The sequence below is a fragment of the Streptomyces sp. NPDC001156 genome (assembly GCF_053598275.1).
The window spans coordinates 59,618-84,154 of record NZ_JBSFJX010000015.1 but is presented as its reverse complement, the minus strand read 5'-3'; the positions used below and the strand labels follow the sequence as shown (position 1 = coordinate 84,154).

Genomic DNA, 24,537 nt, shown 5'->3' with positions numbered 1-24,537 from the left:
ATGAGCACGGAACGTCTTCAAAAGCACGGTCGGGGGGTGGGTAAATCATGACAATTCAGGGCGCCGGATCGTCTCGCCATGATGTCCATCATGCGAACGGCCGGGGGAAGGCGACCCTTACGGACGTAGGGTTGATCGTGGGAAGGCCGGCGGGACGGCCCGTCCCGGTCAGCCGCCTCGAGGGAGGTCCAGTTCAGTGACCAGCCAGGTCAGCAGTCCAGCGGAGCAGGCAGACGAAGCCGTCGTAGGAGAACAGCGCAAACCGGCGGGCGGGAAGGACGTACGCAAGCTCGACCGGGTGATCATCCGGTTCGCGGGAGACTCCGGTGACGGCATGCAGCTCACCGGTGACCGTTTCACCTCGGAGACGGCGTCCTTCGGCAACGACTTGTCGACGCTGCCGAACTTCCCCGCCGAGATCCGCGCCCCCGCAGGCACGCTGCCGGGCGTCTCCTCCTTCCAGCTGCACTTCGCCGACCACGACATCCTGACCCCCGGGGATGCGCCGAACGTGCTGGTGGCGATGAACCCGGCCGCCTTGAAGGCGAACGTCGGCGACCTGCCGCGCGGCGCGGAGATCATCGTCAACACGGACGAGTTCACCAAGCGGGCCATGCAGAAGGTCGGCTACGAGGCCAGTCCCCTGGAGGACGGCTCGCTGGACGGCTACAGCGTCCACCCGGTGCCGCTGACCACGCTCACCGTCGAGGCGCTCAAGGAGTTCGACCTCTCCCGCAAGGAGGCCGAGCGCAGCAAGAACATGTTCGCGCTGGGCCTGCTGTCGTGGATGTACCACCGCCCGACCGAGGGCACCGAGAAGTTCCTGAAGTCGAAGTTCGCGAAGAAGCCGGACATCGCGGCCGCCAATATCGCCGCCTTCCGCGCCGGCTGGAACTTCGGCGAGACGACCGAGGACTTCGCGGTCTCCTACGAGGTCGCACCAGCCGTCAAGGCGTTCCCGGTGGGCACCTACCGGAACATCTCCGGGAACCTCGCCCTGTCCTACGGGCTGGTCGCCGCGTCCCGCCAGGCGGACCTGCCGCTGTTCCTGGGCTCCTACCCGATCACTCCGGCCTCGGACATCCTGCACGAACTGTCCAAGCACAAGAACTTCGGTGTGCGCACCTTCCAGGCCGAGGACGAGATCGCCGGTATCGGAGCCGCGCTGGGCGCGGCGTTCGGCGGCTCGCTCGCGGTGACGACGACCTCCGGCCCCGGCGTGGCCCTCAAGAGCGAGACCATCGGCCTCGCCGTCTCGCTGGAGCTGCCGCTGCTGGTCGTCGACATCCAGCGCGGCGGGCCGTCCACCGGTCTGCCGACCAAGACGGAGCAGGCGGACCTGCTGCAGGCGATGTTCGGGCGCAACGGCGAGGCACCGGTCCCGGTCATCGCCCCGAAGACGCCCGCAGACTGCTTCGACGCGGCCCTCGAGGCGGCGCGGATCGCGCTCACCTACCGCACGCCCGTCTTCCTGCTCTCCGACGGCTATCTGGCCAACGGCTCGGAGCCCTGGCGGATCCCGGACCTGGACGAGCTGCCCGACCTGCGGGTGCGGTTCGCCGAGGGACCCAACCACACCCTGGACGACGGCACCGAGGTGTTCTGGCCCTACAAGCGGGATCCGCACACTCTGGCGCGGCCATGGGCGCTTCCCGGCACGCCGGGTCTGGAGCACCGGATCGGCGGCATCGAGAAGCAGAACGGCACGGGCAACATCTCCTACGACCCGGCCAACCACGACTTCATGGTGCGCACCCGCCAGGCGAAGATCGACGGCATCGAGGTCCCCGACGTCGAGGTGGACGATCCGCAGGAGGCGAAGACGCTGGTGCTGGGGTGGGGGTCGACCTACGGCCCGATCACCGCGGCGGTACGGCGGCTGCGCACGGCCGGGGAGTCGATCGCGCAGGCCCATCTGCGCCACCTCAACCCCTTCCCGCGGAATCTGGGAGCGGTCCTCAGACGTTATGACAAGGTGGTGATCCCCGAGATGAACCTCGGTCAGCTCGCCACGCTCGTCCGGGCGAAGTACCTGGTCGACGCCCACTCGTACAACCAGGTGAACGGTATGCCGTTCAAGGCCGAACAGCTCGCCGCGGCTCTCAAGGAGGCCATCGATGGCTGAGACGTCCACGGAAGGCAGGGACACGATCGAGGCGCTTTCCCTCGTTCCCAAGGCCGTGGCCCGGCAGTCCATGAAGGACTTCAAGTCGGACCAGGAAGTGCGCTGGTGCCCCGGCTGCGGTGACTACGCGATCCTCGCCGCCGTCCAGGGCTTCATGCCGGAACTGGGTCTGGCCAGGGAGAACATCGTCTTCGTCTCGGGCATCGGCTGCTCGTCCCGTTTCCCGTACTACATGAACACGTACGGCATGCACTCCATCCACGGACGTGCCCCGGCGATCGCGACCGGCCTCGCCTCCTCCCGGCGCGATCTGTCGGTGTGGGTGGTCACCGGTGACGGCGACGCGCTGTCCATCGGAGGCAACCACCTCATCCACGCGCTGCGCCGCAACGTCAACCTGAAGATCCTGCTGTTCAACAACCGGATCTACGGGCTCACCAAGGGCCAGTACTCCCCGACCTCCGAAGTCGGCAAGATCACCAAGTCGACGCCGATGGGGTCGCTCGACGCGCCCTTCAACCCGGTCTCGCTCGCCATCGGGGCCGAGGCGTCCTTCGTGGCCCGTACCGTCGACTCCGACCGCAAGCACTTGACCGGAGTGCTGCGCCAGGCCGCGGCCCACCCCGGCACCGCCCTGGTGGAGATCTACCAGAACTGCAACATCTTCAACGACGGCGCGTTCGACGCCCTCAAGGACAAGCAGAGCGCCGAGGAAGCCGTGATCCGTCTGGAGCACGGACAGCCGATCCGCTTCGGCCCCGAAGGCAACCGCGGCGTCGTGCGCGACCTCCGCACCGGTGACCTGAAGGTCGTGCCCGTGACGCCGGAGAACGAGGCGGAGATCCTCGTCCACGACGCCCACGCGGCCTCCCCCACCACGGCGTTCGCGCTGTCCCGGCTTGCCGATCCGGACACGCTCCACAACACGCCGATCGGCGTGTTCCGCTCGGTCGACCGGCCCGTCTACGACACGCAGATGGCCGACCAGCTCGACGCCGCCATCGAGCACAACGGCAAGGGCGACCTCGCAGCCCTGTTCGCCGGCGGGGACACCTGGACCGTCGTCGGCTAGGACACGCTGCTCACGAGGCCCGGGCCTTCGATGCCCGGGCCTCGTCGTATGCCTGGCGGGCCCTTTCGACGTCGTCCATGCGCTGCTCAGTCCACAGCGACAGCGCGCGCACCTGCTCGGCGGCCTCGCGCCCCAGGTCGGTCAGGGAGTAGTCGACCCTCGGCGGGATCACTGGCTTGGCGTCGCGGTGGACCATGCCGTCGCGCTCCAGCGTCTGCAGGGTCTGGGTGAGCATCTTCTCGCTGACCTGGGCGATCTTCCCGACCGCGCGGCGCAGTTCGCTGAAGCGGTGGGGCCGGTCGAGGAGCTCGATCAGGACGAGGACGCCCCAGCGGCTCGTGACGTGCTCCAGCACCAGACGGTAGGGGCACATCGCCGCATCGGTGTCGCCTCCGCGGGCGACCGCGCTACTTACTGTCATGCCAGTACCTTACTTGAAAGTGGGTACTTTCCACAGGTTAGTGACCCTCCTAGGGTGAGTGTCAGACGCACCCCCCAAGGAGATCCAAGTCATGAGCATCGTCGTCACCGGAGCCACCGGACACCTCGGCCGCCACGTGGTGGAGCAGCTACTGGAGAAGGTTCCGGCCGAGGAGATCACCGCGGTGGTCCGCACCCCGGAGAAGGCCGCCGACTTCGCGGAGCGCGGCGTACGGATCACGGTCGCCGACTACAACGACCCCGCGAGCTTCGACAGCATCTTCGCCACCGGCGACAAGGTGCTGCTCATCTCCGGCAATGAGTTCGACAAGGGCCGGGCCGGCCAGCACAAGGTCGTTCTCGACGCCGCCAAGGCGGCCGGAGTCGCCCTCTTCGCCTACACCAGCGCCCCCGGCAGCCTGACGGCCGCCCTCGCCGATGACCACCGGACCACCGAGGAGGCCATCCTGGCCTCGGGCGTGCCGTATGTGCTGCTGCGCAACGGCTGGTACCACGAGAACTACACCGAGCACCTCGCCCCCGTCCTGGAGCACGGCGCCGTCGTCCAGGCCGCCGGGGAGGGCCGGGTCGCCTCGGCCTCGCGCGCCGACTACGCGGCCGCCGCCGTCGCGGTGCTGACCGGCGAGGGCCACGAGGACAAGACGTACGAACTGAGCGGCGACACCGCCTGGGGCTTCGCCGAGTACACCGCCGAGCTGAGCCGGCAGTCCGGCAAGGAGATCGCGTACAACAGCGTCTCCGTCGAGGCGCTGAAGGGGATCCTGACCGGCGCGGGACTGCCCCAGCCCCTCGCCGCGATCCTGGCCGGCGTGGACGCCTCCATCGAGAAGGGCGAGCTGGCCGTCACCACGGGAGACCTCTCCCGTCTCACCGGCCGCCAGACCACGCCGATCAGCGAGTCGATCACGGCCGCGCTGAAGGCCTGATCACCTCCGGCGGGCCCCTGGACGTCCCGGCCCACCTCCGCCTGTCATGACCGTATGGCGATACGGGTATGACAGGCGGGGGCGCTCGCGCTACCTTCATGGATGCTGCACGGGAGCAGTCGCGCGAGAAGGAGGGGCCGTGGCTGAGAAGTCGAAGAGTGAGCGGCGGACAGGTCTGCTGAACGGCTTCGCGGCCTATGGGATGTGGGGGCTCGTCCCCCTCTTCTGGCCTCTGCTGAAACCGGCCGGAGCGATCGAGATCCTGGCCCACCGGATGGTCTGGTCCCTGGTCCTCGTCGGCGTCGCACTGCTGGTGATGCGGCGCTGGGCCTGGATCGGGGAGCTGCTGCGGCAGCCCCGCAAGCTGGTTCTGGTGACCATCGCCGCGGCGCTCATCACCGTCAACTGGGGCGTCTACATCTGGTCCGTCAACAGCGGTCACGTGGTCGAGGCCTCGCTCGGCTACTTCATCAACCCGCTGGTCACCATAGCGATGGGTGTCCTGATCCTTAAGGAGCGGCTGCGGCCCGTCCAGTGGGCGGCGGTCGGGGTCGGCTTCGCCGCGGTGCTCGTCCTGACGATCGGCTACGGCCAGCCGCCGTGGATCTCGCTGTGCCTCGCCTTCTCCTTCGCCACCTACGGACTGGTGAAGAAGAAGGTCAGCCTCGGCGGCATCGAGTCGCTGGCGGCGGAGACCGCCGTGCAGTTCGTGCCCGCGCTGGCGTATCTGCTGTGGCTGACGGCGCACGGCGACTCGACGTTCACCACCGGTGGGCCGGGGCACGCGGCGCTGCTCGCCGCGACCGGTGTCGTCACCGCGCTCCCCCTGGTCTGCTTCGGCGCCGCCGCGATCCGGGTGCCGCTGTCAACACTGGGTCTGCTCCAGTACCTGGCACCGGTCTTCCAGTTCCTGCTGGGCATCGTCTACTTCCACGAGGCGATGCCGCCAGAACGCTGGGCGGGCTTCGCCCTGGTGTGGATCGCACTGGCGCTGCTGACCGGGGACGCGCTGCGCACGGCCCACCGGGCGGCGCGCACGCTCAGGGCCGGGACAGCCGCGCCCGGCGGGATCGTCGCCACCGGAACGGTGAGCGCGCAGCGGACCGTGGACGGTGTGGTGGCGGGAGCCGATCAGCCGGTGGACGCCACGTCTTGAGTCGCGGCCGTCCATCGGGCGACCGGAACGACATACGAGGGGCCAGGGCCGTGCGCGGCTCTGGCCCCTTTCCGGTCAGTGTCCCCGGGAGTGCTCACCGCCGGCGGCGTTGCGGGCGCGTTCGGCGAGCCGGACCATCCGGCTGCGGGCGCGTTCGAGCTGATCGAGGTCATCGGCTGCGGGACCTTCATCGGTCGCGAGTTCGGTCCACACGGCGACGAGGTCGCGGCCGAGGTGCAGCCCCTGGATCGGGTCGCGGACCGCACGCCAGGCGGCGGCCGCGCTCTGCACGTTCCCGTAGGCGCCGCGCGGGTCGCCGAGGCGGCGGCGGAGCCGGGCCAGGTCGAGGGAGAGGTGGAAGGAGCGCAGGGCGTCCGCGGCCAGGTAGGCGATGTAGGCGGTGAGTTCACGCAGGCGCAGCACATCGGGGTGCTCGGCACCGAGCACGGCCGAGGCCTCTGCGACCGTCCGCTCGGCCAGGTCGGCGGCCTCCTCGATACGGCCCTGCTTCACGGCCGCGTTGATCCGGGCCATGGGTTCCGCGATCGGCCCGCCCGCACCACCGGGCGGCACGGCCCCGGACTCGGGCGCGAGCACGGCTTCGGCCACGGAGTCGAACTCCCGGACAGGCGGTTCCTTGGCCTCCTCCACCTCGGCGACCCGAGCGGTGCGGGGGGCCGGGGTGGGTTTCCACGCGGGGGTGGAGTACGAGTCGGGGTCGGGCTCGAAGTCGGGCCTGAGCGTCTCCGGCTGGTCCGGCCCGGTCTCCGGCGCCCTCCAGGTGGGTGCCGGTGCCGGCGGCACGGGCGGGAGGGGCATCACCGGCGGCGGACCGAAGGTCCCGGTCGGGGCGGAGACCGTCCCCGGGGCGACGGCGCCGCCCCCCGGCAGCACCTGTGCGGGCCCCGAGGTGGCGCTGATCAACGGAGCCTCGGGCATGGCCCGCAGCATGAAGGTGGCGACGGCGGCACCGAGGTGGGAGGGGCGATCGCCGACGGTGTCTTCCTCGGCAGGGGGTTCCTCGACGGGCCGAGCGGGGGCGGCGCCCTGCGAGGCAGCGGCCTGGTGCTGCACCTGCGCGGAACCATGCGGCACCGGGGGCCGCACGGCCGCCGGGACCTCCTGACCGGGCGTGGCCTGCTGATACGCCGCGGCTTCACGGCGGTCGGCGGAGTGCGGTGCCGACACGGGACGCCCGGCGGCCACGAACGACCCGGAGGCGAGAGGTTCCTCGGCGGACTGAGCAGGGGCGGAACCCCGGGAGGCAGCGGCCTGGTGCTGCACCGGCGCGGGACGATTCGGCACCCGTGACCGCACGGCCGCCGGGACCTCCTGACCGGGCGTGGCCTGCTGATGCTCCGCGGCTTCACGGTGGACAGCGGAGTGCGGTGCCGACACGGGACGCCCGGCGGCCACGAACGACCCGGCGACAGGGTGCTCCCGGGCCGTCGGCTGTCCGGGAGTGACGAGCTGCGGTTCCGGCGCGGGCTGTCCCGCCGTCGGCTCCGGTACCGCGTGCAGAGGGAACGTCGCCGCTCCACCCGCCGACTGCTGCTGCTCCTCGATGGCGCGCAGCAGGTGCGTCGGCTTGTCCAGCCGTGGCCGGACAGGTTCAGGTGCAGGTGCCGTCGCGGGGGGTGCCGCCTGCGCCCTCGGCTGGTCAAGAGCCCGTTCGGGCCCTGGGGACGGTGTCTCGGCCGCGTCCACTGGTACCGGCTCCCCCGCGAATTCGCTCGCCCCGTCCGCCGACACCCTGATCGGCACCACGAACCCGATCCGCTCGTCGCGGACCACCGCGAGGACCGGATGGCCCACGGTCAGCGCGAGCCGGTGGAGGTGGTCCAGGACCGCCTCCTGCGGCGACTGCCCCGGCGCGGCGACCACCGGCACTCCCCCCACGGTCGTGCCCGCACCCGCTGCACCGTCGCCCCTCACATGGACCTCGATCGTCGTCACCCCGGCCTCCGCGCCTCCGGCGGACGCGGCGCCCTCGGCGGTCCGCCCGCGCTCGGGCTCGCGGCTGAGTCGAGACATCGTTCCCTCACTCGGGTCGGTCGATGGAGAGTGCGTCGGTGGGGGAAGGAAGTGCCGCCGTGTCCGCCGCCGGCACTTCCGGGAAACGCCAGAGTTTGCCCGCCCCCGAACGCACCGGCTTCGGCAGGACGCCGGCCCGGCGGCCCCGTCCTCGTCCAGCCGTCACGGCCGTGGGTCGTGCCCTCGACCAGGAGCGCACGGTAGGCCAGCGTACGCGGGTGTGCTGCGGAATCCCCCTCGACGCCGCCCGCTCGCGCCGCACGCGTCGCTGAGACGGGGCGCGCGGAACCTGTCGAACGCGCAGCATCCGCCACGAGCACCGTAGTTGTCATCGCTCCCCTCCCACTCCAGCGACGCCGAATGCGCACATGTGGTTGTAGTCCGTCCGGACGCGGTCACCGTCCATCGCCGTGCCGCACCTTCGCCACAACCCCGTGATCACCACGGCAGCCCGCAGGCGCCGACCGAACTCCAGTGATGCCTTTTGCAGTTCAGTGTCCAGTCCCCACCCCCTGTCCCCCGTCACCACCGCGTCACAGACTCGTCCCGGAAATCGGGCCCCGCTGCAGAGAGGTTCGCCACCCGTGAAGATCGTCGGGCGGACCACCGCCCGAGGAGACGCTGATCTACGTCTACTGGGTGCCGTGGGTGCCCGCCTGGCGCACCGGCGGCCTGAGCGGCCCACCGCCGCGCGAGTGCGCGCAACCCGCCCGCGCGATCGGGGCGTTCACCGGGGACGAACAGAGGTCCTCGATGAGCACGCCGACCGCCGTACGACGACACGGGGCACCCATCCGGGCCGTATGGCGACCATCTGGTGGACCAGAGGGCACTTCTGGATGTATATTCATGTGCATATACTGCGCATGCATATTGTCGCTCGCATCTGCCGCCGAACCCGGGAGCCCCGCATGACCCGCCACTTCCTGTTCGTCCTCGGCAGCAGCCGCACCGATGGAAACACCGAACAGCTGGCACGCAGGGCCGCCGCCCAGCTGCCCGCCGACGTCGGCCAGCAGTGGATCAGCCTCGCCGAGAACCCGCTGCCCGACTTCGAGGACGTACGGCACGACAGCGACCCCCTGCACCCGGCCGGCCGGAACGTCGCGCGGATGCTCGACGCCACCCTGGCGGCGACGGACCTCGTGATCGCGTCACCGCTGTACTGGTACTCGGTGTCCGGCCAGACCAAGCGCTACCTGGACCACTGGTCGGCCTGGCTGCGCATCCCCGGCCTCGAGTTCAGGAAGCAGATGGCGGGCCGCACGCTTTGGGGCGTCACCGCGCTCGCCGACGAAGAGCGGGAAGTCGCCGATCCACTCGTCGGCACGCTCAACAACACCGCCGCGTACATGAAGATGCACTTCGGCGGAGTCCTGCTCGGCAACGGCAGCAGGCCCGGTGACGTACTGCGGGACACGCAGGCCCTGGAACGGGCCGGGACGTGCTTCGCCCAGGCGGCGCCGCTCGCCCGCTTCCCGTACGAGACCGCGGCCGTATGAGCCCTACGCGGTGATGTCCTTCGTCGTGAAGCGCGCCCATGCCGCCGAGCCGAACACGGCCGCGTACAGGGCCTGGACGCCGAGGTTGCGGATGAGGTCGTCCCAGTAGACCGGATCCCGCATGAGGTCCGCGAAGGACAGCCAGTAGTGCGAGAAGAAGTACGGCTGCAGCGCGTGCAACTGCGGTATCTGGTCGAGGATCTGGACCGTGATCAGCAGTCCGACGGTGGTCGCCATCGCCGCGATGCCGCTGTTGGTCAGGGTCGAGATGAACAGGCCCAGGGCCGCGACCCCGATCAGGGAGGCGGCGACGACCAGGGCGATCAGCAGGGCGCGGCCCAGCCCCTCGGCGAAGCTGATACGGGTGCCCGAAATGGTCGTCAGATCGCCGAGCGGGAAGAGCAGGGCGCCCACCGCGAACGCGAAGACCGCGACGACGAGCGTGGCGACCAGGCAGAAGGCGATCGTGGTCGCGTACTTGACCAGCAGCAGCCGGGTACGGCCGGCGGGCGCGACCAGGAGGTAGCGCAGTGTTCCGGAGCCCGCCTCACCCGCGATCGCGTCGCCCGCGATCACGCCGATCGCCATCGGCAGAAAGAACGGGAGCGTGGCGGCGAGCGCGGTGAACACCAGGAACAGGCCGTTGTTGGTGATCTGCGAGATGAACGCCGGCCCGCCCCCACCGCCCCGTCCGCCGGCGCCTGAACCGTCGCCGGTCTCGAGCTTGACGGCGATCCCGACCAGGATCGGCACACCGGCCAGCACGGCGAGCAGGGCGAGCGTGCGCCAGCGCCGAAACGTGGTCACCAGCTCGCTGCGCAGCAGACCGAACGTCCACAGCCGGCTGGTTCTCCGGGCGAGCGGAAGCGGGTCGACCCCGGCCGTCTCAGCCTGCGACATCGAAGCCCTCCCCGGTCAGTGCCACGAATGCGTCCTCCAGGGAGGCACGTTCCACGCCGAAGCCGCGGACGCGTATCCCGGCGGTGACCAACGCGGCGTTGAGGTCGGCCAGTTCGCGGTCTGGCGGTTCGCCCGTGATCCGGTCCTCCCCCACCACAATGCCGGTCACGCCCTGTTCCTTCAGGACGCGGGCCGCGCCGGCCACGTCCGGGGTCGTCACGACGAGGTGCCCGCGCGACCCGGCGGCCAGCTCCGCCACCGGACCCTGCGTGATCAGCCGGCCCTGTGCCATGACGGCGGCGTGCGTGCAGACCTGCTCGATCTCGTCGAGCAGATGGGAGGAGAGGAAGACGGTCGTGCCGTCCGAGGCCAGTTCCCGTATCAGCAGACGGATCTCGCGCATGCCCTGCGGGTCGAGGCCGTTGGTCGGCTCGTCCAGGACCAGGAGCCTGCGGGGCTGCAGCAGCGCGGCCGCGAGCCCGAGGCGCTGTTTCATGCCCAGGGAGTACGCCTTCGCCTTCTTGCCCGCCGCGGCGGTGAGCCCGACCCGGTCCAGCGCGGCCGCGACGCGTGCGCGCCGGGTGCGCGGGTCGGCGGTGGGGTCGGCGGCGTCGTACCGCAGGAGGTTGTCGCGGCCGGAGAAGAAGCCGTAGAGAGCCGGGCCCTCGATGAGGGCGCCGATGTGCGGGAGCACGGCGCGCGAGGCGCGGGGCATGGGCCGCCCCAGTACGCGCGCCGTGCCCGAGGTGGGCTCGATCAGGCCCATCAGCATGCGGATGGTGGTGGTCTTGCCTGAGCCGTTCGGCCCGAGGAAGCCGAAGACGCTGCCCGCCGGGACGGTCAGGTCGAGTCCGTCCACGGCGAGCTGCCCGCCGCGGAAGCGCTTGCTCAGGGAGCGGGTGGCGATGACCGGGGCGTCCCGGTCGCTCACCGTGCCCGGCCCCGCATCCGCGGCGGACAGTTCCTCCATGGGCTCTCCAGCTCGTGCCGTGCGTAGGTGCTACTTGCCCGCGTCGGCGGCCTTCACCAGCGCGTCCTTGGTGACCGCGCCCGCGTAGACCTTGCCGTCGTCCGTGATCAGCGCGTTGACCAGGCGGGTCGAGAAGACCGTGCCCGAGCCGAACTTGCCCTTGACGTGGTCGCCGAGCGAGTTCATGAAGCCGGAGACCGCGCCGGAGTCGGACGACGGGCCCGAGGGCACCCCGCCCTTGCTTCCGGTGTCCAGCACGACGATCGCGTTCCAGCCCTCGCCGATGGTCTTCGGCTCCGCGCCGCGCCCGAGCCGCTCGTCGGTGCCCTGCGGCTCCGCCTTGTGCTCGTTCCTCTGCTCCGCCTTCAGGTCGTCACCCTGAGTGACCTTCGTGCCCTTGGGTGGCGTGAAGTCGAATGTCGACGCGGCCGGCCTGGCGAACGAGATCTGGGTGAAGCCCGCGTCCACCACGGCCGCGCCGCCCGACGCCGGGGTCAGCGTGAACTTCAGCGGCAGCCCGGTCTTCGCGTCCACCGCGATGCTGATCGCGCCGACCGTGGTGCCCGACTGCTTCGGCTTGACGAGCAGCTTGTACGCGTCCCGGCCCGCGACCTGCGCGGTGCCGTCGACCGTCACCGAGGTCGTCTTGTCGGCGGCCTTCAGGGCCTCCTCTGTGAGGTCCTTCGGCGTGGCCGGCACGTCCTCGGGCGTCGCCTTGCCGCTCTCGTGGCCGCCCGCACCGGTCGAGTGGTACGCCTCGTTCGAGGCGCTGTCGTAGGCCCAGACGTTGTCGCCGTTGCGGATGACGCTGTACTCGGCGGCCTTCTCGATCAGGGAGAGCTTCTGCTTGTCCTGGCCGTCGGCGGCGACCCGCACGGTGTGCGTGCCGGAAGCCAGTTCCAGCAGCTTGGCGGACGGGTCGGCGGCCGATGCGTCCTTGCCCGCCGCATCGCCGGAGAGCGCACCCGAGGTCAGGCCGCTCTCCACACCGCCGAGGTTCGGCAGGCCCAGGTCCGTGCTGATCTTCACCGTGCCGGACATCTGCTGGACGTCCGACTTGGCGATCTTCTCGATGAGTTGCTGCGCGCTGATCTTCGGCAGGTCGGGGTCGCCGGATCCTGCGAACGCCGGGACGAGCCCGATGGTCGCCGCGGCCAGTCCCACCACCGTCACCGGGACGACGTACCGCGCGGCCGTGCGCCGCCCGTCGCGTACGTCCTCGACCTCCTCGGCGGGTGTGCTGTCGTCGGATTCGTACGGTGCCATGTGTGCCTTACCTCCGTCGTCGGCGGCGGCATGCCGTCCGTGCACTCTCCCCGGCTCTGGTCTCGCTCTCGCCGGAGGGTGCGCCCACCCCTGTGCCGCCCATTCTCACCCGAACTCCTGTGAGGTGGTGTCTTCCATCTGACCAAATCGGCCGGGAAGAAGCGTCAGCCCGCGGACTCAAGTCCGCGTAATCCTCGGGTATGACACGGCGGAGCGGCGCCGGCCGCGACCCGTAGGGGTCGTGGGCCGGCGCCGCCCTCAGGGACGCGTGAGCCGCCGGGTTCTCAGCGCTGCACGAAGACGTAGTCGGCCCGGTAGGGGACGCCCACGACGGTTCCAGGGGTACAGGAGCCGGTCGGCGCCACGCCGCCCACCGTGTTCAGGCGCAGGATCTCCGCGGTGTCCGCGAGCAGACCGTGGTGCCTGCCGGACCGGCCGGTCTTCAGGTCGAGCTCGGGGATGTTCCTGTCCCCGTTGAAGGTCTTGGTCAGAACCGTGCCGGTGACGGCGCTGCGGTCGGGGGCGCCCCACTGGGGCGTACCGGAGTTGGGTTTCACGAAGGAGTGCAGGATCCCGCCGCCGAGCAGGGCGGCGACATCGCGCTGGGCGAAGGTGTAGCCGCCGCCTGCGGCCGGCTTGCACTCGTAGATCTGCTTGCCCTTGACCACCGAGGCCTGGAAGTTGTCCAGCGCTTGGCGGAAGTCGAAGGCGGTGGTGACGTTGTGGAGCCGGCCTCGGACGGCTCCACCCGGGAATTCGGCGGTGTGCAGATTGGCGTAGAAGGCGCCTGGGTCGCTCTTGAGCCGCGACAGCAGGGCGGTGTCCGTGACCTTCACGGTTCCGACGACGGTGTGGCCCTTGACGCCCCTCTCCAGCAGCTTGCTGAAGTCGATCTTGACCCCTCCGTTGGCGCCCTTGGGCCCTGGTGGATGTGGAGCAGGGTGGGCCGGACCGTGCCGCGCCAGGTGACGGCGACGGAGACCTTGTCGGCCTTGACCCTGACGAACTCCAGGGCGGCGCCGTCCCTGTCACCCACCGCGGGGCCGCCGGCGACGGGCACCTCGTCGGCGCCGCGCAGGCTCGCGACAAGGATCGTGCCGCCGGAGCCGGTGCCGGTGAGGGTGCCGCTCTGGGTGACGACGGCCTGGTCGGCGTGCCCGGCATGGTCGGTGCCGTGCCGCGCGTGGCCGTGCCCGGCGGCGAAGGCCGGGATGATCGCGGCGGCGACCGAGGCCGCGGCGGCCACGGCGATGCCGGTGATGATCAGGCTCTTGCGGCGCTTGGTGAACGGAGCGCCTGTACGCATGTCCGGAAATCTCCCCGTACCCGAGCTGACGCCCCCTGCGTCAGCTTCTGGGCATGGATACGGACCCGATCCGAGACTGGACTCAATCCAATTATGTGACCTGTCTCACATTCCGCAGGCAGGTATGGCGGAACGGTCACGGATGTGCCATGCGTGTCACAAGAACCCGATGTGACGGGCGGTACCGACCGCCGGTACCGCCGCGCGGCGCCGACGGGTCAGCCCGCTCGGTGCACCACCGCGTCGCACATCTCCATCAGAGCCGCCTTCGCACCGCACTCCGGCAGCGGGACCAGAGCCGAGCGGGCGTCCTCCGCATAGCGGATCGTGTCGCGGCGGGCCTGCTCCAGCGCGGGATGCACCCTGAGGCGGGCGAGCGCCTCCGCATGGCGGGCGTCGTCGGTGAGGTCCGAGTCCAGGAGCTCGCACAGGGCGATGTCCTCGGCCAGCCCCAGACGCTCCGCGCGCTCACGCAGGCGCAGGACCGGCAGCGTGGCGATGCCCTCGCGCAGGTCCGTCCCGGGCGTCTTCCCGGACTCGCGCGAGTCCGAGGCGATGTCCAGCACGTCGTCGGCCAGCTGGAACGCCACGCCCAGCCGCTCGCCGTACTGCGTCAGCACGTCCACGACCGTCTCGTCGGCACCCGACATCATCGCCCCGAAGCGGCAGGCCACCGCCACCAGGGAGCTCGTCTTGCCGCCGAGCACGTCGAGGTAGTGGTCCACCGGGTCGCGGCCGTCCCGGGGGCCGGCCGTCTCCAGGATCTGGCCGGTGACCAGCCGTTCGAACGCCTCGGCCTGGATGCGCACCGCCTCGGGGCCGAGGTCGGCCAGGATGTGCGACGCCCTCGCGAACAGGAAGTCACCGGTGAGGACCGCGACCGCGTTGCCCCAGCGGGTGTTCGCGCTGTCGACCCCGCGCCGCACCTCGGCCTCGTCCATCACGTCGTCGTGGTACAGCGTGGCGAGATGGGTCAGCTCCACGACCACGGCCGAGGGCACGATGCCGGGCGCGTACGGATCACCGAACTGCGCGGCGAGCATCACGAGCAGCGGCCGGAAACGCTTGCCGCCCGCGTGCACGAGGTGCTGCGCGGCCTCCGTGATGAAGGGCACTTCGCTCTTGGTGGCGTCCAGCAACCCCTCCTCGACAGCGGCCAGTCCGGCCTGGACATCGGCCTCCAGAGCCTGGTCCCGCACGCTCAGCCCGAACGGCCCGACGACGGTCACGTGGGGTCTCCTGTCTGCTGACGTCTGCTGACGATCACACGGTCGGTCTCAAGCACGGTCACTCGGTCGATGACGCTGTCTGTCGACGTGGCTCACCGAGTTTGTCGATCTGTCGTTGCCATCACTCAAGTCAGCGTATCCGGTCACGTTTCGATCACCGCGAGCGCCCACTGTTCCAGGCCGGGCGGTATCGAATCACGAACGGTATGTTCTTGATCAGGTGATATGAACACATCTTCATCGACATACCCGGAAATAACCTCTCGCAGCCGGTGCCAGCCCCCTCACGTCCTCCCGTGTACCCCGCCGGACGCACCCCACCGGGTCGCGGGCGCCCGAACCGTACACACCGGTCGCCGTCACCCGGCCGCGCGTGAACGGGAGGTCACCGCCCCGCGACCGCGCCGCCGCCCCAGCCGGCTGCGGACATCGCCGAGGAGCCGAGGTACGCACATGCACATCCGTACGTCCTTCCCCCACGCGACGGCTCACGGTGATTTCTGGATCCCGCTCCAGGACGGCACTCGTCTGTATGCGCGCGCGTGGCGCCCGTTGACCGCCGAGCCGGTCCCGGCCCTCCTCGAGTACCTCCCCGGCCGCCTGACCGACTCCACCGCGCTCCGCGACTGGCAGCGGCACCCCTGGTACGCGGGGCACGGCTATGTCTCCGTACGGGTGGACGCGCGCGGGCACGGCAACTCGGACGGCCGGCCCGCCGACGCGTACACGGCCACCGGGCTGTCCGACGGTGTCGAGGTCGTCGAGTGGCTGGCCGCTCAACCCTGGTGCGACGGCCGTGTGGGCATGTTCGGCATCGGCCTGGGCGGCATCGCCTCGCTCAGGGTCGCGGCCCTCGCGCCCGAGCCGCTGGGGGCGGTCGTCGCGGTGTGCGCCGGGGACGAGCGCCTGGACAACGACCTGCACCACCTGGGGGGTTCCGTCCTCGCCGGGGACCTGCCCGCCCGTGCGTCGGCCCTGGTCGCCCTCGCGGCCCGTCCGCCGGACCCGGCACATGTGGGCACGGTGTGGCGGGACGTCTGGGCCGACCGCCTGGAGGCGCTCGACCCGCTCGTCGACACCTGGCCGGCCCACCCGGTGTGGGACGGCCCCTGGGGCCACGGCGGCATCCGGGAGGACCACGGTGCGCTCCGCCGGGCGGCCGTACTCGCGGTGGGCGGCCGGCACGACCCGTACCGGGACGCCGTCCTCGGGCTCGTGGAGCACCTTCCGGCCGATCGCGTACGCGGTCTGATCGGGCCCTGGTCGCACCAGTACCCGGATCACGGGCTGCCGGGTCCGGCGATCGGTTTCCTCCAGGAGACGCTGCGCTGGTGGGACCACTGGCTCAAGGGCGAGGACACGGGAGTCATGGCCGAGCCGCCGCTGCGGGTGTACATCAGCGACCCGCATCCTCCGGCGACGCACTACGACGCACTCCCGGGCCGCTGGGTCGGCGAGCCGTCCTGGCCCTCGCCGAACGTCACCCGGGTCCCGTACGCACTCCAGGGCGCGTCCGTGCCCGTCCGGTCCCCGATGCACACCGGCCTCGACTCGGGCGGCTTCGCTCCCCGTGGCGACCACGCCGATCTGCCGCCGGACCAGCGCGAGGAGGACGCGAGGTCGGTGTGTTTCGAGTTCGAACCCGCCGAGGAGACCTGGGTGCTGGGCCGTCCCCGGGTGCGGCTGCGGCTGACCTGTCCGGTGCCGGGCGGCCAAGTGGTCGCCCGTCTCTGCGATGTGGCGCCCGACGGTTCGTCGACACTGGTCACCCGTGGAGTCCTGAACCTGTGGGCGCGCCGCGGTCCTGATCGGCCCGCCCCCTGGATTCCGGGCACGACGGAGGACGTGGTCTTCGAACTGAGCGGTGTCGGCCATGCCTTCCCGCCCCGTCACCGCATCCGCCTGGCCGTCTCCTCCGCGTACTGGCCGTGGGCGTGGCCCCGGCCCGGTTCGGAGGCGGGCTTCACGCTGGACCCCGCCGGAAGCTCGCTGGAACTCCCGGTGCGGACCCGGGAGCAGGGGCCGCACATCGCCTTCGAGGAACCGGAGCAGTCCGAGCCGCTCGGCGTCAGCGATCCGGCCACGCTCGACGAACCCCGCCCGGAGCGCCTGGTGGTGCGGGACGTGGCGAAGGGCGAGTGGCTCCTGGTCGTCGACCCGCGCCGGGACGGCACGCGCGTGTATCCCGACGGCCTCGAAGTGAGCGAGGACGCGCTGGAGGCGTACACCATCGAGGACTCGGGTCCGTTGACCGCCCGCATCCGCTGCGACTGGTCGGTCCGGCTGCACCGCCCGGAGTCGGGCTGGGACGCGAGGGTGGAGACGCACGCGGAGCTCACCTGCACCGAGACGGACTTCGTCACCTCTCACGAGGTCGTCTGCAAGGACGGCTACGAGGTGGTGTTCCACCGCACATGGGAGAAGCGGATCCCCCGCGGAACGGGATAGAGGCGAGGCATCCGATCGCCACCTCAAGCCCTTATGGGGCAATATGCCCGATTGGCCGGAATGCCGGGCGGGAGAGGTGCGCGCATCCGCCTGTCCGAATTGCCACATTAGCCCCTTAGTTGCCAATCGCGCCTCACGTAAGGGCGAAGTGAATTGAGTCACGCACCCGTCGGAGGGGGGCTTTCGGGCGGGTCACCCAATCACCCTTTGCGTATGCCAAGTTGAGCATCTCTCGACAAAGAGGATCACACCCCTTATTCCCCGATGTCATGGTCAATCGGGTCGGAGCATGACATCCAGGCTTGTTCCCGACATGTGCTCTCGCATACCTTCCCTTCGACCCGAGCGGGCCGCCGAATCCTGCCGCCGCTCGAGAAGCCATCGACCCACCACGGCAGGAGCGGGGGACCCAGGTAAGTCGCCGGGCCGGACACTGTGCCGGAGCGGCTTGGGGTGAAGCCGTGCCTCGACACCGAGGACACGGCCGGGCACCTCCCCGCCCGAACCCGACAGCTCACCTCGCAGGCGCCGGAGAGGAATGCCACATGTCCGCTTTCGCCCTGCCCGCACGTCGCCAGGACCGCAACTCCAAGGCCACCCGCATCCGCCGCGCACTCACCGCCGCGGGGACCGGAGCCGTGGTTCTCGCCCTGCCGATCATGGGTGCGACCTGCGCTTCGGCCGCCACGCCGGCCGCTCCGACGAAGGCCGCCAGCGTGACGTCCCGCGCCGGTAGCCTCGACGGCTGGATCCGCCAGTCGCTCGCGATCATGGCCCAGAAGGGAATCCCCGGCTCGTACAACGGCATCTACCGCAACGTGATGCGCGAGTCCTCGGGCAACCCGAAGGCCATCAACCTCTGGGACTCCAACGCCCGCAAGGGCATCCCGTCCAAGGGGCTCCTCCAGATCATCGACCCGACCTTCCGGACGTACCACGTGTCGGGCACGCCCTTCGACCCCTACGACCCGGTCGCGAACATCACGGCCGCGTGCAACTACGCCGCCCACCGGTACGGCTCGATCGACAACGTCAACAGCGCCTACTGAGGTCCGCGGGCCGTCAGCGCCTGACCGGCAGCCGCCGGCCGGGGGCTGGCGGCCGGGGGCTGGCGGCCGGGAACAGCCGCTCGAGGACGACGGCGACGCCGTCGTCCTCGTTCGACGTGGTGATCTCGTCGGCGACCGCCTTGAGTTCCGGGTGGGCGTTGGCCATGGCGACGCCCTGCGCCGCCCAGTCGAACATGGGGATGTCGTTGGGCATGTCCCCGAAAGCGATGGTCCCTGACGGGCTCAGGCCCAGGAAACCGGCGGCCAGCGCGAGCCCCGTCGCCTTGGTGACGCCGCTCGGCTGCAGCTCGACGGTGCCGGGTCCCGACATGGTGACCGTAGCCAGGGAACCGACCACGCCACGGGCCACCGTCGCCAACTCGTCGTCGGACAGGGCGTGGTGGCGCAGCAGCACCTTGCTGATGGGCTCGCACCACAGGTCCTCGCGCCGCTCCACCCGCACCGCGGGCAGCGTGGGATGCGGCATTTGGTAGCCGGGCTCGATGAGCGTGAGCCCGTGCACTCCGTCCTGGTCCACGGCCGCGTACACCTGCCCCACCTCGGCCTCGATCTTGCCGAGCGCGGTTTCGGCCAACTCCCGGTCCAGGGTGACGGAGAAAAGCAGCCGCTGAGCGCCGGCGTCGTACACCTGCGCGCCCTGTCCGCACACCGCAAGCCCCCTCCCGCCGAGGTCGTCGAGCAGCGGTCGCACCCTCGGCGCCGGGCGCCCCGTCACCACCAGGTGCTGTGCACCGACCGCGGTGGCCCGTTCCAGTGCGGCCCGTGACCGGTCGGAGAGCGTGTCGTCACCACGCAGCAGCGTTCCGTCCAGGTCAGTGGCGATGAGCGAGTAAGCGAGGGGTGCGGCCATGATCAGAGAATACGGATGGAAACACCTCAGCGTTCGGGCGGTTACCGGACGGCATCCGATATCCCACGCAGCCCGGCACGCACGGATATCCTCCCTCACGTCACGGCCCCCGGGAACGGCGACCGGCGGCTCGACTCCCCCTGCCCCACGCGCCGTTGAGCTCTTCACCGGGTTCCTCCGAGGATGCGCCGGCCTTCAGGCCGGGGATGAATCGGACTCCTGCGGAGCAGGGCAGGGGTAGCCGGATCGCCGTCAGGGCGATCCGGTGTCGACCCCGCACGGCGGTGATGTCGCCCACGATGATCAAGAACTCTCAACTGTCAGTCCTCCCGGGTAGGTTCGGATGCATGACGACAGCAGCGGCCACAAAGGACGCCGGGCATGCCCGGTACACCTTCCGTGTGCGCCTGTCGAACACGGCCAGGCGCCGACTCGAAGCCGAGTGGGATCGCTGCCGGTGGATCTGGAACGAATGCGTGGCCAAGTCCAAACAGGTCCACGTGCAGGCCAGGGCAACAGGCGAGAAGCTGACGTGTGGCCCGGCTCAGCTCGACAAGATGCTGACCGAGGCCCGCAGGGGGATGCCGTGGCTGGCTGAGGGCGCGAGCGTGCCTCAGCAGCAGGTGATACGCGACTTCGCCAAGGCTCGCGCCAAGGCCCTCAAGGACATCAAGGACCGGGTTGCGGCGCACCGTCGGGCGGGGATGCCCCGGTGGAAGAAGAAGCGGCAGGCGCGGCCGAGCCTGAACTACACCCGGCGGGGCTTTCGCATCAAGGACGGTCGTGTGCACCTGGCGGGCGGGATCGTGGTGAGCGTGGTGTGGTCGCGGGAGCTGCCCGCGGACCCGTCGAGCGTGCGCGTGTACCGGGACAGCCTCGGACATTGGTACGTGTCCTTCGTTGTCCCGGCTCAGGTTGAGCCGCTCTTTGAGACCGGCCGCGTCCTGGGTGTGGACTGGGGTGTGAAGGAGACCGCCACCACCACCGATGACGCCTATGACCTCCCGCATGGCGGGTACGGCAAGCGGGCCGCGCAGCGGCTGGCGAGGTACCAGCGGATGATGGCCCGGCGGCGCCGGCCGAAGGGGCAGCCCGCATCCGCCGGCTACCAGAAGGCGCAAGCGCAGGCAGCGAAGTTGCACAAGAAGATCGCGAGGCAGCGGGAGGACACCGGCCGCAAGTGGGCCAAGGGTGTGATGCGCGGCCATGACGGGGTTGCGGTGGAGGACTTCCATCCGAGGTTCCTCGCGAAGACCACCATGGCCCGCAAGGCGGCCGATGCCGCCATCGCCGCGACCAAGCGTGCCCTGGTCGAGATGGGCCGCAAACACGCGCGAGACGTGCGTCTGGTGCACCCGGCGCACACCACGATGGACTGCGCAACGTGCGGAGCGAGAACCAAGCACGCACTCCCTCTCTCGATGAGAACGTATGCCTGCACCGTGTGCGGAGCCGTGTCCCCCAGGGACAAGAACTCCGCCCGCGTGATGCTGGTCCGGGCAGGTTGGAACCCGGACGGTGTCGAGGGCGTAAGACCGCCGGGGCCGCTGGCCCAGGCGGCAGCCTGAGCCGTAAATCCCCGCTCAGCCCTGGAGGGTGGACAATCCCCTCCCAGGGAGGGAAGCCTTCAATATGAGCCCCGGTACGTCGCGGTCCGCGTCGAACGGCACACTGCCGGCCCTGTCGGCCACGGGTCCCCCACGTGTCCCCCTATGGACCGGCCCCACCCCGTCCATATCCCTGAAGGACGCCAAGCCGGAATTGACTGCTCCGACAAGACCTATTCGGACATAGCGAACACTTCGACACTGCCCAGACAGGCGACTCCCCCGTAACGTGTGCGGCGACCACATGGAACACATTTCCCATGCCCGGCACACCAGAAGTGCACGAAAGCGAGGCAGCATCAGATGCCCCCCTTCGACCTCCCCGAGGGCGACCCCTTCGGCCCGCACAATCTGCCCTACGGCGTGTTCTCGCCCATCGGCTCGGACGATCGGAGCGTCGGCGTCCGTCTGGGCGACCACGTACTGGACGCGGGCGCCGCGGCGCTGGCACTGGGCTCCCCTTACGCCGCCCTGCTGGCGCGGCCGTCGCTCGGCCCGCTGCTGGCGGCGGGGCGCACCGCCTGGTCGGACGTGCGCCGGGCGCTGACGGCGTGGGTGATGGTGCCCGCGCACCGGGAGACCGTCGAACCCCTTCTGCGCCCGCTCTCCGAGGTCACCCTGCATCTGCCCTTCGAGGTGGCGGACTACGTCGACTTCTACGCCTCCGAGAACCACGCCCGCAATGTCGGCCGGATCTTCCGCCCCGACGCGCCCGACTCGCTGCCCTCCAACTGGAAGCACCTGCCCATCGGTTACCACGGCCGATCGGGCACGGTGGTGGTGTCCGGCACCGATGTCGTCCGTCCGCAGGGCCAGCGCAAGGCGACCACGGACCCGGTGCCGGTCTTCGGGCCCTCCGTCCGCCTGGACATCGAGGCCGAGGTGGGATTCGTGGTGGGTGTGCCGTCGCAGATGGGCCGGCCGGTCCCGCTGTCCGGCTTCCGCGACCATGTGTTCGGTCTCTGCCTCCTCAACGACTGGTCGGCGCGGGACATTCAGTCCTGGGAGTACGTGCCGCTCGGACCGTTCCTCGGCAAGTCGTTCGCCACCTCCGTCTCGGCGTGGCTCACCCCGCTGGACGCGCTGGAGCAGGCACGGGTGGCGCCGCCGGAGCGCACGCACACCCTGTTGCCGTACCTCGACGACTCACAGGACGAACCGGCGGGCTACGACCTGCACATGTCCGTGGCGGTCAACGGCCATGTGATCTCCGAACCGCCGTTCTCGACCATGTATTGGACGGCGGCGCAGCAGTTGGCGCACATGACGGTGAACGGCGCGTCGCTGCGGACGGGCGACCTGTACGGGTCGGGCACCGTGAGCGGCACGGCCGAGGGCGAGCGCGGCTCACTCCTGGAGCTGACCTGGAACGGGCGGGACCCGCTCGAACTCCCGGACGGCAAGCGGACGTTCCTGGAGGACGGGGACGTGGTGACGATGACGGCGTGGGCACCGGGGCCGGACGGGACGCGGGTGGGCCTCGGAGAGGTGTCAGGCCGGGTGGTACCGAGCAGCTGAGCCGGCGGCATCCCGGAGAGCGGGCAGGAGACGCTGCTGGGGGCCACGGTGCGGGCGCTGTGGCCGCCCGTCGCCGAAAGACGCCCCCCGGCAGCACCTACGCCCAGTCCTCCGGTTCGGGCTCGTCCTCGGGCTCCGGCCACTCCGGGTCGGGGCCCTGGCCGGACACCGGCCCACCGTCCGCGGAATCCTCCTCCGCCGGCCCGTCGAGGGCGGCCAGGACGCCGAGCACCCCCTCCCCGTACGTCGCGAGTTTCTTCTCTCCCACTCCGCCGATCGCGCCGAGCTCGGCCACCGTCCTCGGGCGGGCCGTTGCGATCTCGCGGAGCGTCGCGTCGTGGAAGATCACATAGGCCGGGACGCCCTGTTCCCTCGCCCGGGACGCACGCCAGGAGCGCAGGGCCTCGAAGACCGGCAGCAGCTCGGCCGGAAGCTCCGCCGCCACCTTCGGCGCACGCTCACCCTTCGGGGCCGCGGACCGGGTGACCGTGGGTTTGGGCGGCTCCTTGCGCAGGGGCACCTCGCGCTCCCGCCGCAGCACCGCACCGCTGGCCTCGGTCAGCACCAGCGTCCCGTACTCGCCCTCGACCGCCAGCAGGCTCTGCGCCAGCAACTGCCGTATGACGCCGCGCCATTCGCCCTCGGACAGCTCCTCGCCGATGCCGAACACGGACAGCTGGTCGTGGTCGAACTGGATCACCTTGGCCGTGCGCCGCCCCAGCAGAATGTCGACGATCTGCACCGCGCCGAACTTCTGCCGCCGCTCCCGGTCCAGCCTCCACACCGTGGACAGCACCTTTTGGGCCGCGATCGTGCCGTCCCAGGTGTCCGGCGGCACCAGGCAGGTGTCGCAGTTGCCGCAGCCGCCGGTCCCGGGGTCCTGGTCGAAGTAGGCCAGCAGCTGACCGCGGCGGCACCGGGCGGTCTCGCACAGCGCCAGCATCGCGTCCAGGTGCGCCTGGGCCCGGCGGCGGAACTCCTCGTCGGACTCCCCGGACTGGATGAGCTTGCGCTGCTGTATGACGTCGTTCAGCCCGTACGCCATCCACGCCGTGGACGGCAGCCCGTCGCGGCCCGCGCGGCCGGTCTCCTGGTAGTAGCCCTCGACCGACTTCGGCAGGTCCAGATGCGCGACGAACCGTACGTCCGGCTTGTCGATGCCCATCCCGAACGCGATGGTGGCGACGACGACCAGTCCGTCCTCGCGCAGGAACCGGGACTGGTGCGCGGCGCGTGTGCCCGCGTCCAGGCCCGCGTGGTACGGCACCGCCTCGATACCGTTGCGGGTCAGGAACTCGGCCGTCTTCTCCACCGAGTTCCGCGAGAGGCAGTAGACGATGCCTGCGTCGCCTGCGTGTTCCTCGCGCAGGAACGTGAGCAGCTGCTTCTTGGGGTCGGCCTTCGGGACGATCCGGTACTGGATGTTGGGCCGGTCGAAGCTCGACACGAAGTGACGGGCGCTCGGCATGCCGAGCCGCTGGGTGATCTCCTGGTGCGTGGCCTGCGTCGCCGTCGCCGTCAGCGCGATCCGGGGGACCTCCGGCCAGCGCTCGCCGAGCAGGGACAGGGCCAGATAGTCGGGCCGGAAGTCATGGCCCCACTGGGACACGCAGTGCGCCTCGTCGATGGCGAACACCGAGATCTTGCCGCGCGAGAGCAGGTCGAGGGTGGCGTTCAGGCGCAGCCGCTCGGGGGCCAGATAGAGCAGGTCCAGCTCGCCGGCCAGGAACTCCGCCTCCACCATGCGCCGCTCTTCGAAGTCCTGCGTGGAGTTGACGAACCCCGCGCGCACGCCGAGCGCCCGCAGCGCGTCCACCTGGTCCTGCATCAGCGCGATCAGGGGCGAGACGACCACGCCCGTGCCGGGTCTGACCAGGGCCGGGATCTGGTAGCAGAGCGACTTGCCGGCGCCGGTGGGCATGAGCACCACGGCGTCGTCGCCGGCCACCACATGCTCGATGATCGCTTCCTGCTCGCCGCGGAAGGTCTCGTAGCCGAAGACCCGGTTCAGCGCGGCCAGCGCCTCGCTGCCACCGCCCGGCACCGGCCGCACGCCCGCCTCGGTCATCACACCTGTCCCGTCCATCGCCCGTCCCCCGTACGTCGTCCTTCGACCA

The 24,537-nt window shown here is 70.5% G+C and carries 18 protein-coding genes, 1 pseudogene and 1 riboswitch; of the genes and pseudogenes, 9 read left to right on the top strand and 10 right to left on the bottom strand.

The features are described 5' to 3' along the window. Positions 1-196: 196 nt before the first annotated feature. Positions 197-2,125, top strand: a complete 1,929-nt coding sequence (locus ACWDA7_RS11020) for a 2-oxoacid:acceptor oxidoreductase subunit alpha (RefSeq protein ID WP_450603817.1) — start codon at positions 197-199, stop codon at positions 2,123-2,125. After that, the gene (locus tag ACWDA7_RS11015) at positions 2,118-3,197 is read left to right on the top strand and encodes a 2-oxoacid:ferredoxin oxidoreductase subunit beta (RefSeq protein ID WP_450603815.1); all 1,080 of its coding nucleotides are present in this window, start codon (positions 2,118-2,120) and stop codon (positions 3,195-3,197) included. Before ACWDA7_RS11020 ends, ACWDA7_RS11015 begins: the two co-directional genes overlap by 8 nt. 10 nt (positions 3,198-3,207) lie before the next feature. Here the strand turns inward: ACWDA7_RS11015 and ACWDA7_RS11010 are convergent, their stop codons facing one another. Beyond that, positions 3,208-3,618, bottom strand: coding sequence for a winged helix-turn-helix transcriptional regulator (locus ACWDA7_RS11010; RefSeq protein WP_450603814.1), 411 nt, complete (start codon positions 3,616-3,618; stop codon positions 3,208-3,210). Between the two features lie 91 nt (positions 3,619-3,709). Between ACWDA7_RS11010 and ACWDA7_RS11005 the strand changes: the two genes are divergently transcribed. Continuing rightward, the gene (locus ACWDA7_RS11005) at positions 3,710-4,564 is read left to right on the top strand and encodes an SDR family oxidoreductase (RefSeq protein WP_450603813.1); all 855 of its coding nucleotides are present in this window, start codon (positions 3,710-3,712) and stop codon (positions 4,562-4,564) included. Between the two features lie 139 nt (positions 4,565-4,703). Continuing rightward, positions 4,704-5,720 (top strand): EamA family transporter RarD, encoded by a 1,017-nt coding sequence (gene rarD, locus ACWDA7_RS11000; RefSeq protein WP_450603811.1) that lies wholly within the window; start codon positions 4,704-4,706, stop codon positions 5,718-5,720. A gap of 75 nt (positions 5,721-5,795) precedes the next feature. On the opposite strand, the gene ACWDA7_RS10995 is transcribed toward rarD, so the two are convergent. After that, positions 5,796-7,754 carry a hypothetical protein gene (locus ACWDA7_RS10995; protein WP_450603810.1) on the bottom strand — a complete coding sequence of 653 codons (1,959 nt, stop codon included), beginning with the start codon at positions 7,752-7,754 and terminating at the stop codon, positions 5,796-5,798. 911 nt (positions 7,755-8,665) lie between these two features. Here ACWDA7_RS10995 and ACWDA7_RS10990 point away from each other — a divergent pair. Beyond that, a complete protein-coding gene (locus tag ACWDA7_RS10990) occupies positions 8,666-9,256 on the top strand; it encodes a flavodoxin family protein (protein WP_450603809.1) in 591 nt (196 codons plus the stop codon). A gap of 3 nt (positions 9,257-9,259) precedes the next feature. Here ACWDA7_RS10990 and ACWDA7_RS10985 read toward each other — a convergent pair whose 3' ends face one another. The 6 genes and pseudogenes from ACWDA7_RS10985 to ACWDA7_RS10960 form a co-directional block, all read right to left on the bottom strand. Next, positions 9,260-10,156 (bottom strand): ABC transporter permease, encoded by an 897-nt coding sequence (locus ACWDA7_RS10985; RefSeq protein ID WP_450603808.1) that lies wholly within the window; start codon positions 10,154-10,156, stop codon positions 9,260-9,262. After that, the gene (locus ACWDA7_RS10980; protein ID WP_450603807.1) at positions 10,143-11,126 is read right to left on the bottom strand and encodes an ABC transporter ATP-binding protein; all 984 of its coding nucleotides are present in this window, start codon (positions 11,124-11,126) and stop codon (positions 10,143-10,145) included. Before ACWDA7_RS10980 ends, ACWDA7_RS10985 begins: the two co-directional genes overlap by 14 nt. A gap of 30 nt (positions 11,127-11,156) precedes the next feature. After that, positions 11,157-12,392, bottom strand: coding sequence for a LolA family protein (locus ACWDA7_RS10975; RefSeq protein WP_450603806.1), 1,236 nt, complete (start codon positions 12,390-12,392; stop codon positions 11,157-11,159). A 284-nt stretch (positions 12,393-12,676) separates the two neighbouring features. Beyond that, positions 12,677-13,060: a DUF3455 domain-containing protein gene (locus ACWDA7_RS10970; protein WP_450603843.1), complete on the bottom strand. Its 384-nt coding sequence runs from the start codon at positions 13,058-13,060 to the stop codon at positions 12,677-12,679. Positions 13,061-13,177: 117 nt separating this feature from the next. After that, positions 13,178-13,698, bottom strand: a pseudogene (locus ACWDA7_RS10965) (CHRD domain-containing protein); the annotation flags it as partial. A 218-nt stretch (positions 13,699-13,916) separates the two neighbouring features. Next, positions 13,917-14,927 (bottom strand): polyprenyl synthetase family protein, encoded by a 1,011-nt coding sequence (locus tag ACWDA7_RS10960; RefSeq protein ID WP_450603805.1) that lies wholly within the window; start codon positions 14,925-14,927, stop codon positions 13,917-13,919. A 453-nt stretch (positions 14,928-15,380) separates the two neighbouring features. Between ACWDA7_RS10960 and ACWDA7_RS10955 the strand changes: the two genes are divergently transcribed. Both ACWDA7_RS10955 and ACWDA7_RS10950 read left to right on the top strand, forming a co-directional pair. Further along, positions 15,381-17,375, top strand: coding sequence for a CocE/NonD family hydrolase (locus ACWDA7_RS10955; protein ID WP_450603803.1), 1,995 nt, complete (start codon positions 15,381-15,383; stop codon positions 17,373-17,375). A 372-nt stretch (positions 17,376-17,747) separates the two neighbouring features. Further along, positions 17,748-17,916: riboswitch (cyclic di-AMP (ydaO/yuaA leader) on the top strand. A gap of 19 nt (positions 17,917-17,935) precedes the next feature. Then, positions 17,936-18,424: a transglycosylase SLT domain-containing protein gene (locus ACWDA7_RS10950; RefSeq protein ID WP_450603842.1), complete on the top strand. Its 489-nt coding sequence runs from the start codon at positions 17,936-17,938 to the stop codon at positions 18,422-18,424. Between the two features lie 13 nt (positions 18,425-18,437). Here ACWDA7_RS10950 and ACWDA7_RS10945 read toward each other — a convergent pair whose 3' ends face one another. Further along, the gene (locus ACWDA7_RS10945) at positions 18,438-19,295 is read right to left on the bottom strand and encodes an HAD family hydrolase (RefSeq protein ID WP_450603802.1); all 858 of its coding nucleotides are present in this window, start codon (positions 19,293-19,295) and stop codon (positions 18,438-18,440) included. A gap of 347 nt (positions 19,296-19,642) precedes the next feature. Between ACWDA7_RS10945 and ACWDA7_RS10940 the strand changes: the two genes are divergently transcribed. After that, a complete protein-coding gene (locus ACWDA7_RS10940) occupies positions 19,643-20,863 on the top strand; it encodes an RNA-guided endonuclease InsQ/TnpB family protein (protein WP_450603801.1) in 1,221 nt (406 codons plus the stop codon). A 342-nt stretch (positions 20,864-21,205) separates the two neighbouring features. Continuing rightward, complete coding sequence (fahA, locus tag ACWDA7_RS10935) at positions 21,206-22,420, top strand: fumarylacetoacetase (RefSeq protein ID WP_450603800.1); 1,215 nt, start codon at positions 21,206-21,208, stop codon at positions 22,418-22,420. A gap of 97 nt (positions 22,421-22,517) precedes the next feature. Here the strand turns inward: fahA and recQ are convergent, their stop codons facing one another. Further along, entirely contained in the window at positions 22,518-24,506 is a 1,989-nt protein-coding gene (gene recQ, locus ACWDA7_RS10930; RefSeq protein WP_450603799.1) for a DNA helicase RecQ, read from the bottom strand. Positions 24,507-24,537: the final 31 nt, after the last annotated feature.

Excerpts from the sequence above, each read along its gene's own strand:
- ACWDA7_RS10995 (WP_450603810.1), bottom strand. The coding sequence starts at position 7,754 with ATGTCTCGACTCAGCCGCGAGCCCGAGCGCGGGCGGACCGCCGAGGGC.
- ACWDA7_RS10980 (WP_450603807.1), bottom strand. The coding sequence starts at position 11,126 with ATGGAGGAACTGTCCGCCGCGGATGCGGGGCCGGGCACGGTGAGCGAC.
- recQ (WP_450603799.1), bottom strand. The coding sequence starts at position 24,506 with ATGGACGGGACAGGTGTGATGACCGAGGCGGGCGTGCGGCCGGTGCCG.
- ACWDA7_RS11010 (WP_450603814.1), bottom strand. The coding sequence starts at position 3,618 with ATGACAGTAAGTAGCGCGGTCGCCCGCGGAGGCGACACCGATGCGGCG.
- ACWDA7_RS10975 (WP_450603806.1), bottom strand. The coding sequence starts at position 12,392 with ATGGCACCGTACGAATCCGACGACAGCACACCCGCCGAGGAGGTCGAG.
- ACWDA7_RS11005 (WP_450603813.1), top strand. The coding sequence starts at position 3,710 with ATGAGCATCGTCGTCACCGGAGCCACCGGACACCTCGGCCGCCACGTG.
- ACWDA7_RS10940 (WP_450603801.1), top strand. The coding sequence starts at position 19,643 with ATGACGACAGCAGCGGCCACAAAGGACGCCGGGCATGCCCGGTACACC.
- ACWDA7_RS10985 (WP_450603808.1), bottom strand. The coding sequence starts at position 10,156 with ATGTCGCAGGCTGAGACGGCCGGGGTCGACCCGCTTCCGCTCGCCCGG.
- fahA (WP_450603800.1), top strand. The coding sequence starts at position 21,206 with ATGCCCCCCTTCGACCTCCCCGAGGGCGACCCCTTCGGCCCGCACAAT.
- ACWDA7_RS10990 (WP_450603809.1), top strand. The coding sequence starts at position 8,666 with ATGACCCGCCACTTCCTGTTCGTCCTCGGCAGCAGCCGCACCGATGGA.
- ACWDA7_RS10945 (WP_450603802.1), bottom strand. The coding sequence starts at position 19,295 with ATGGCCGCACCCCTCGCTTACTCGCTCATCGCCACTGACCTGGACGGA.
- ACWDA7_RS11015 (WP_450603815.1), top strand. The coding sequence starts at position 2,118 with ATGGCTGAGACGTCCACGGAAGGCAGGGACACGATCGAGGCGCTTTCC.
- ACWDA7_RS10955 (WP_450603803.1), top strand. The coding sequence starts at position 15,381 with ATGCACATCCGTACGTCCTTCCCCCACGCGACGGCTCACGGTGATTTC.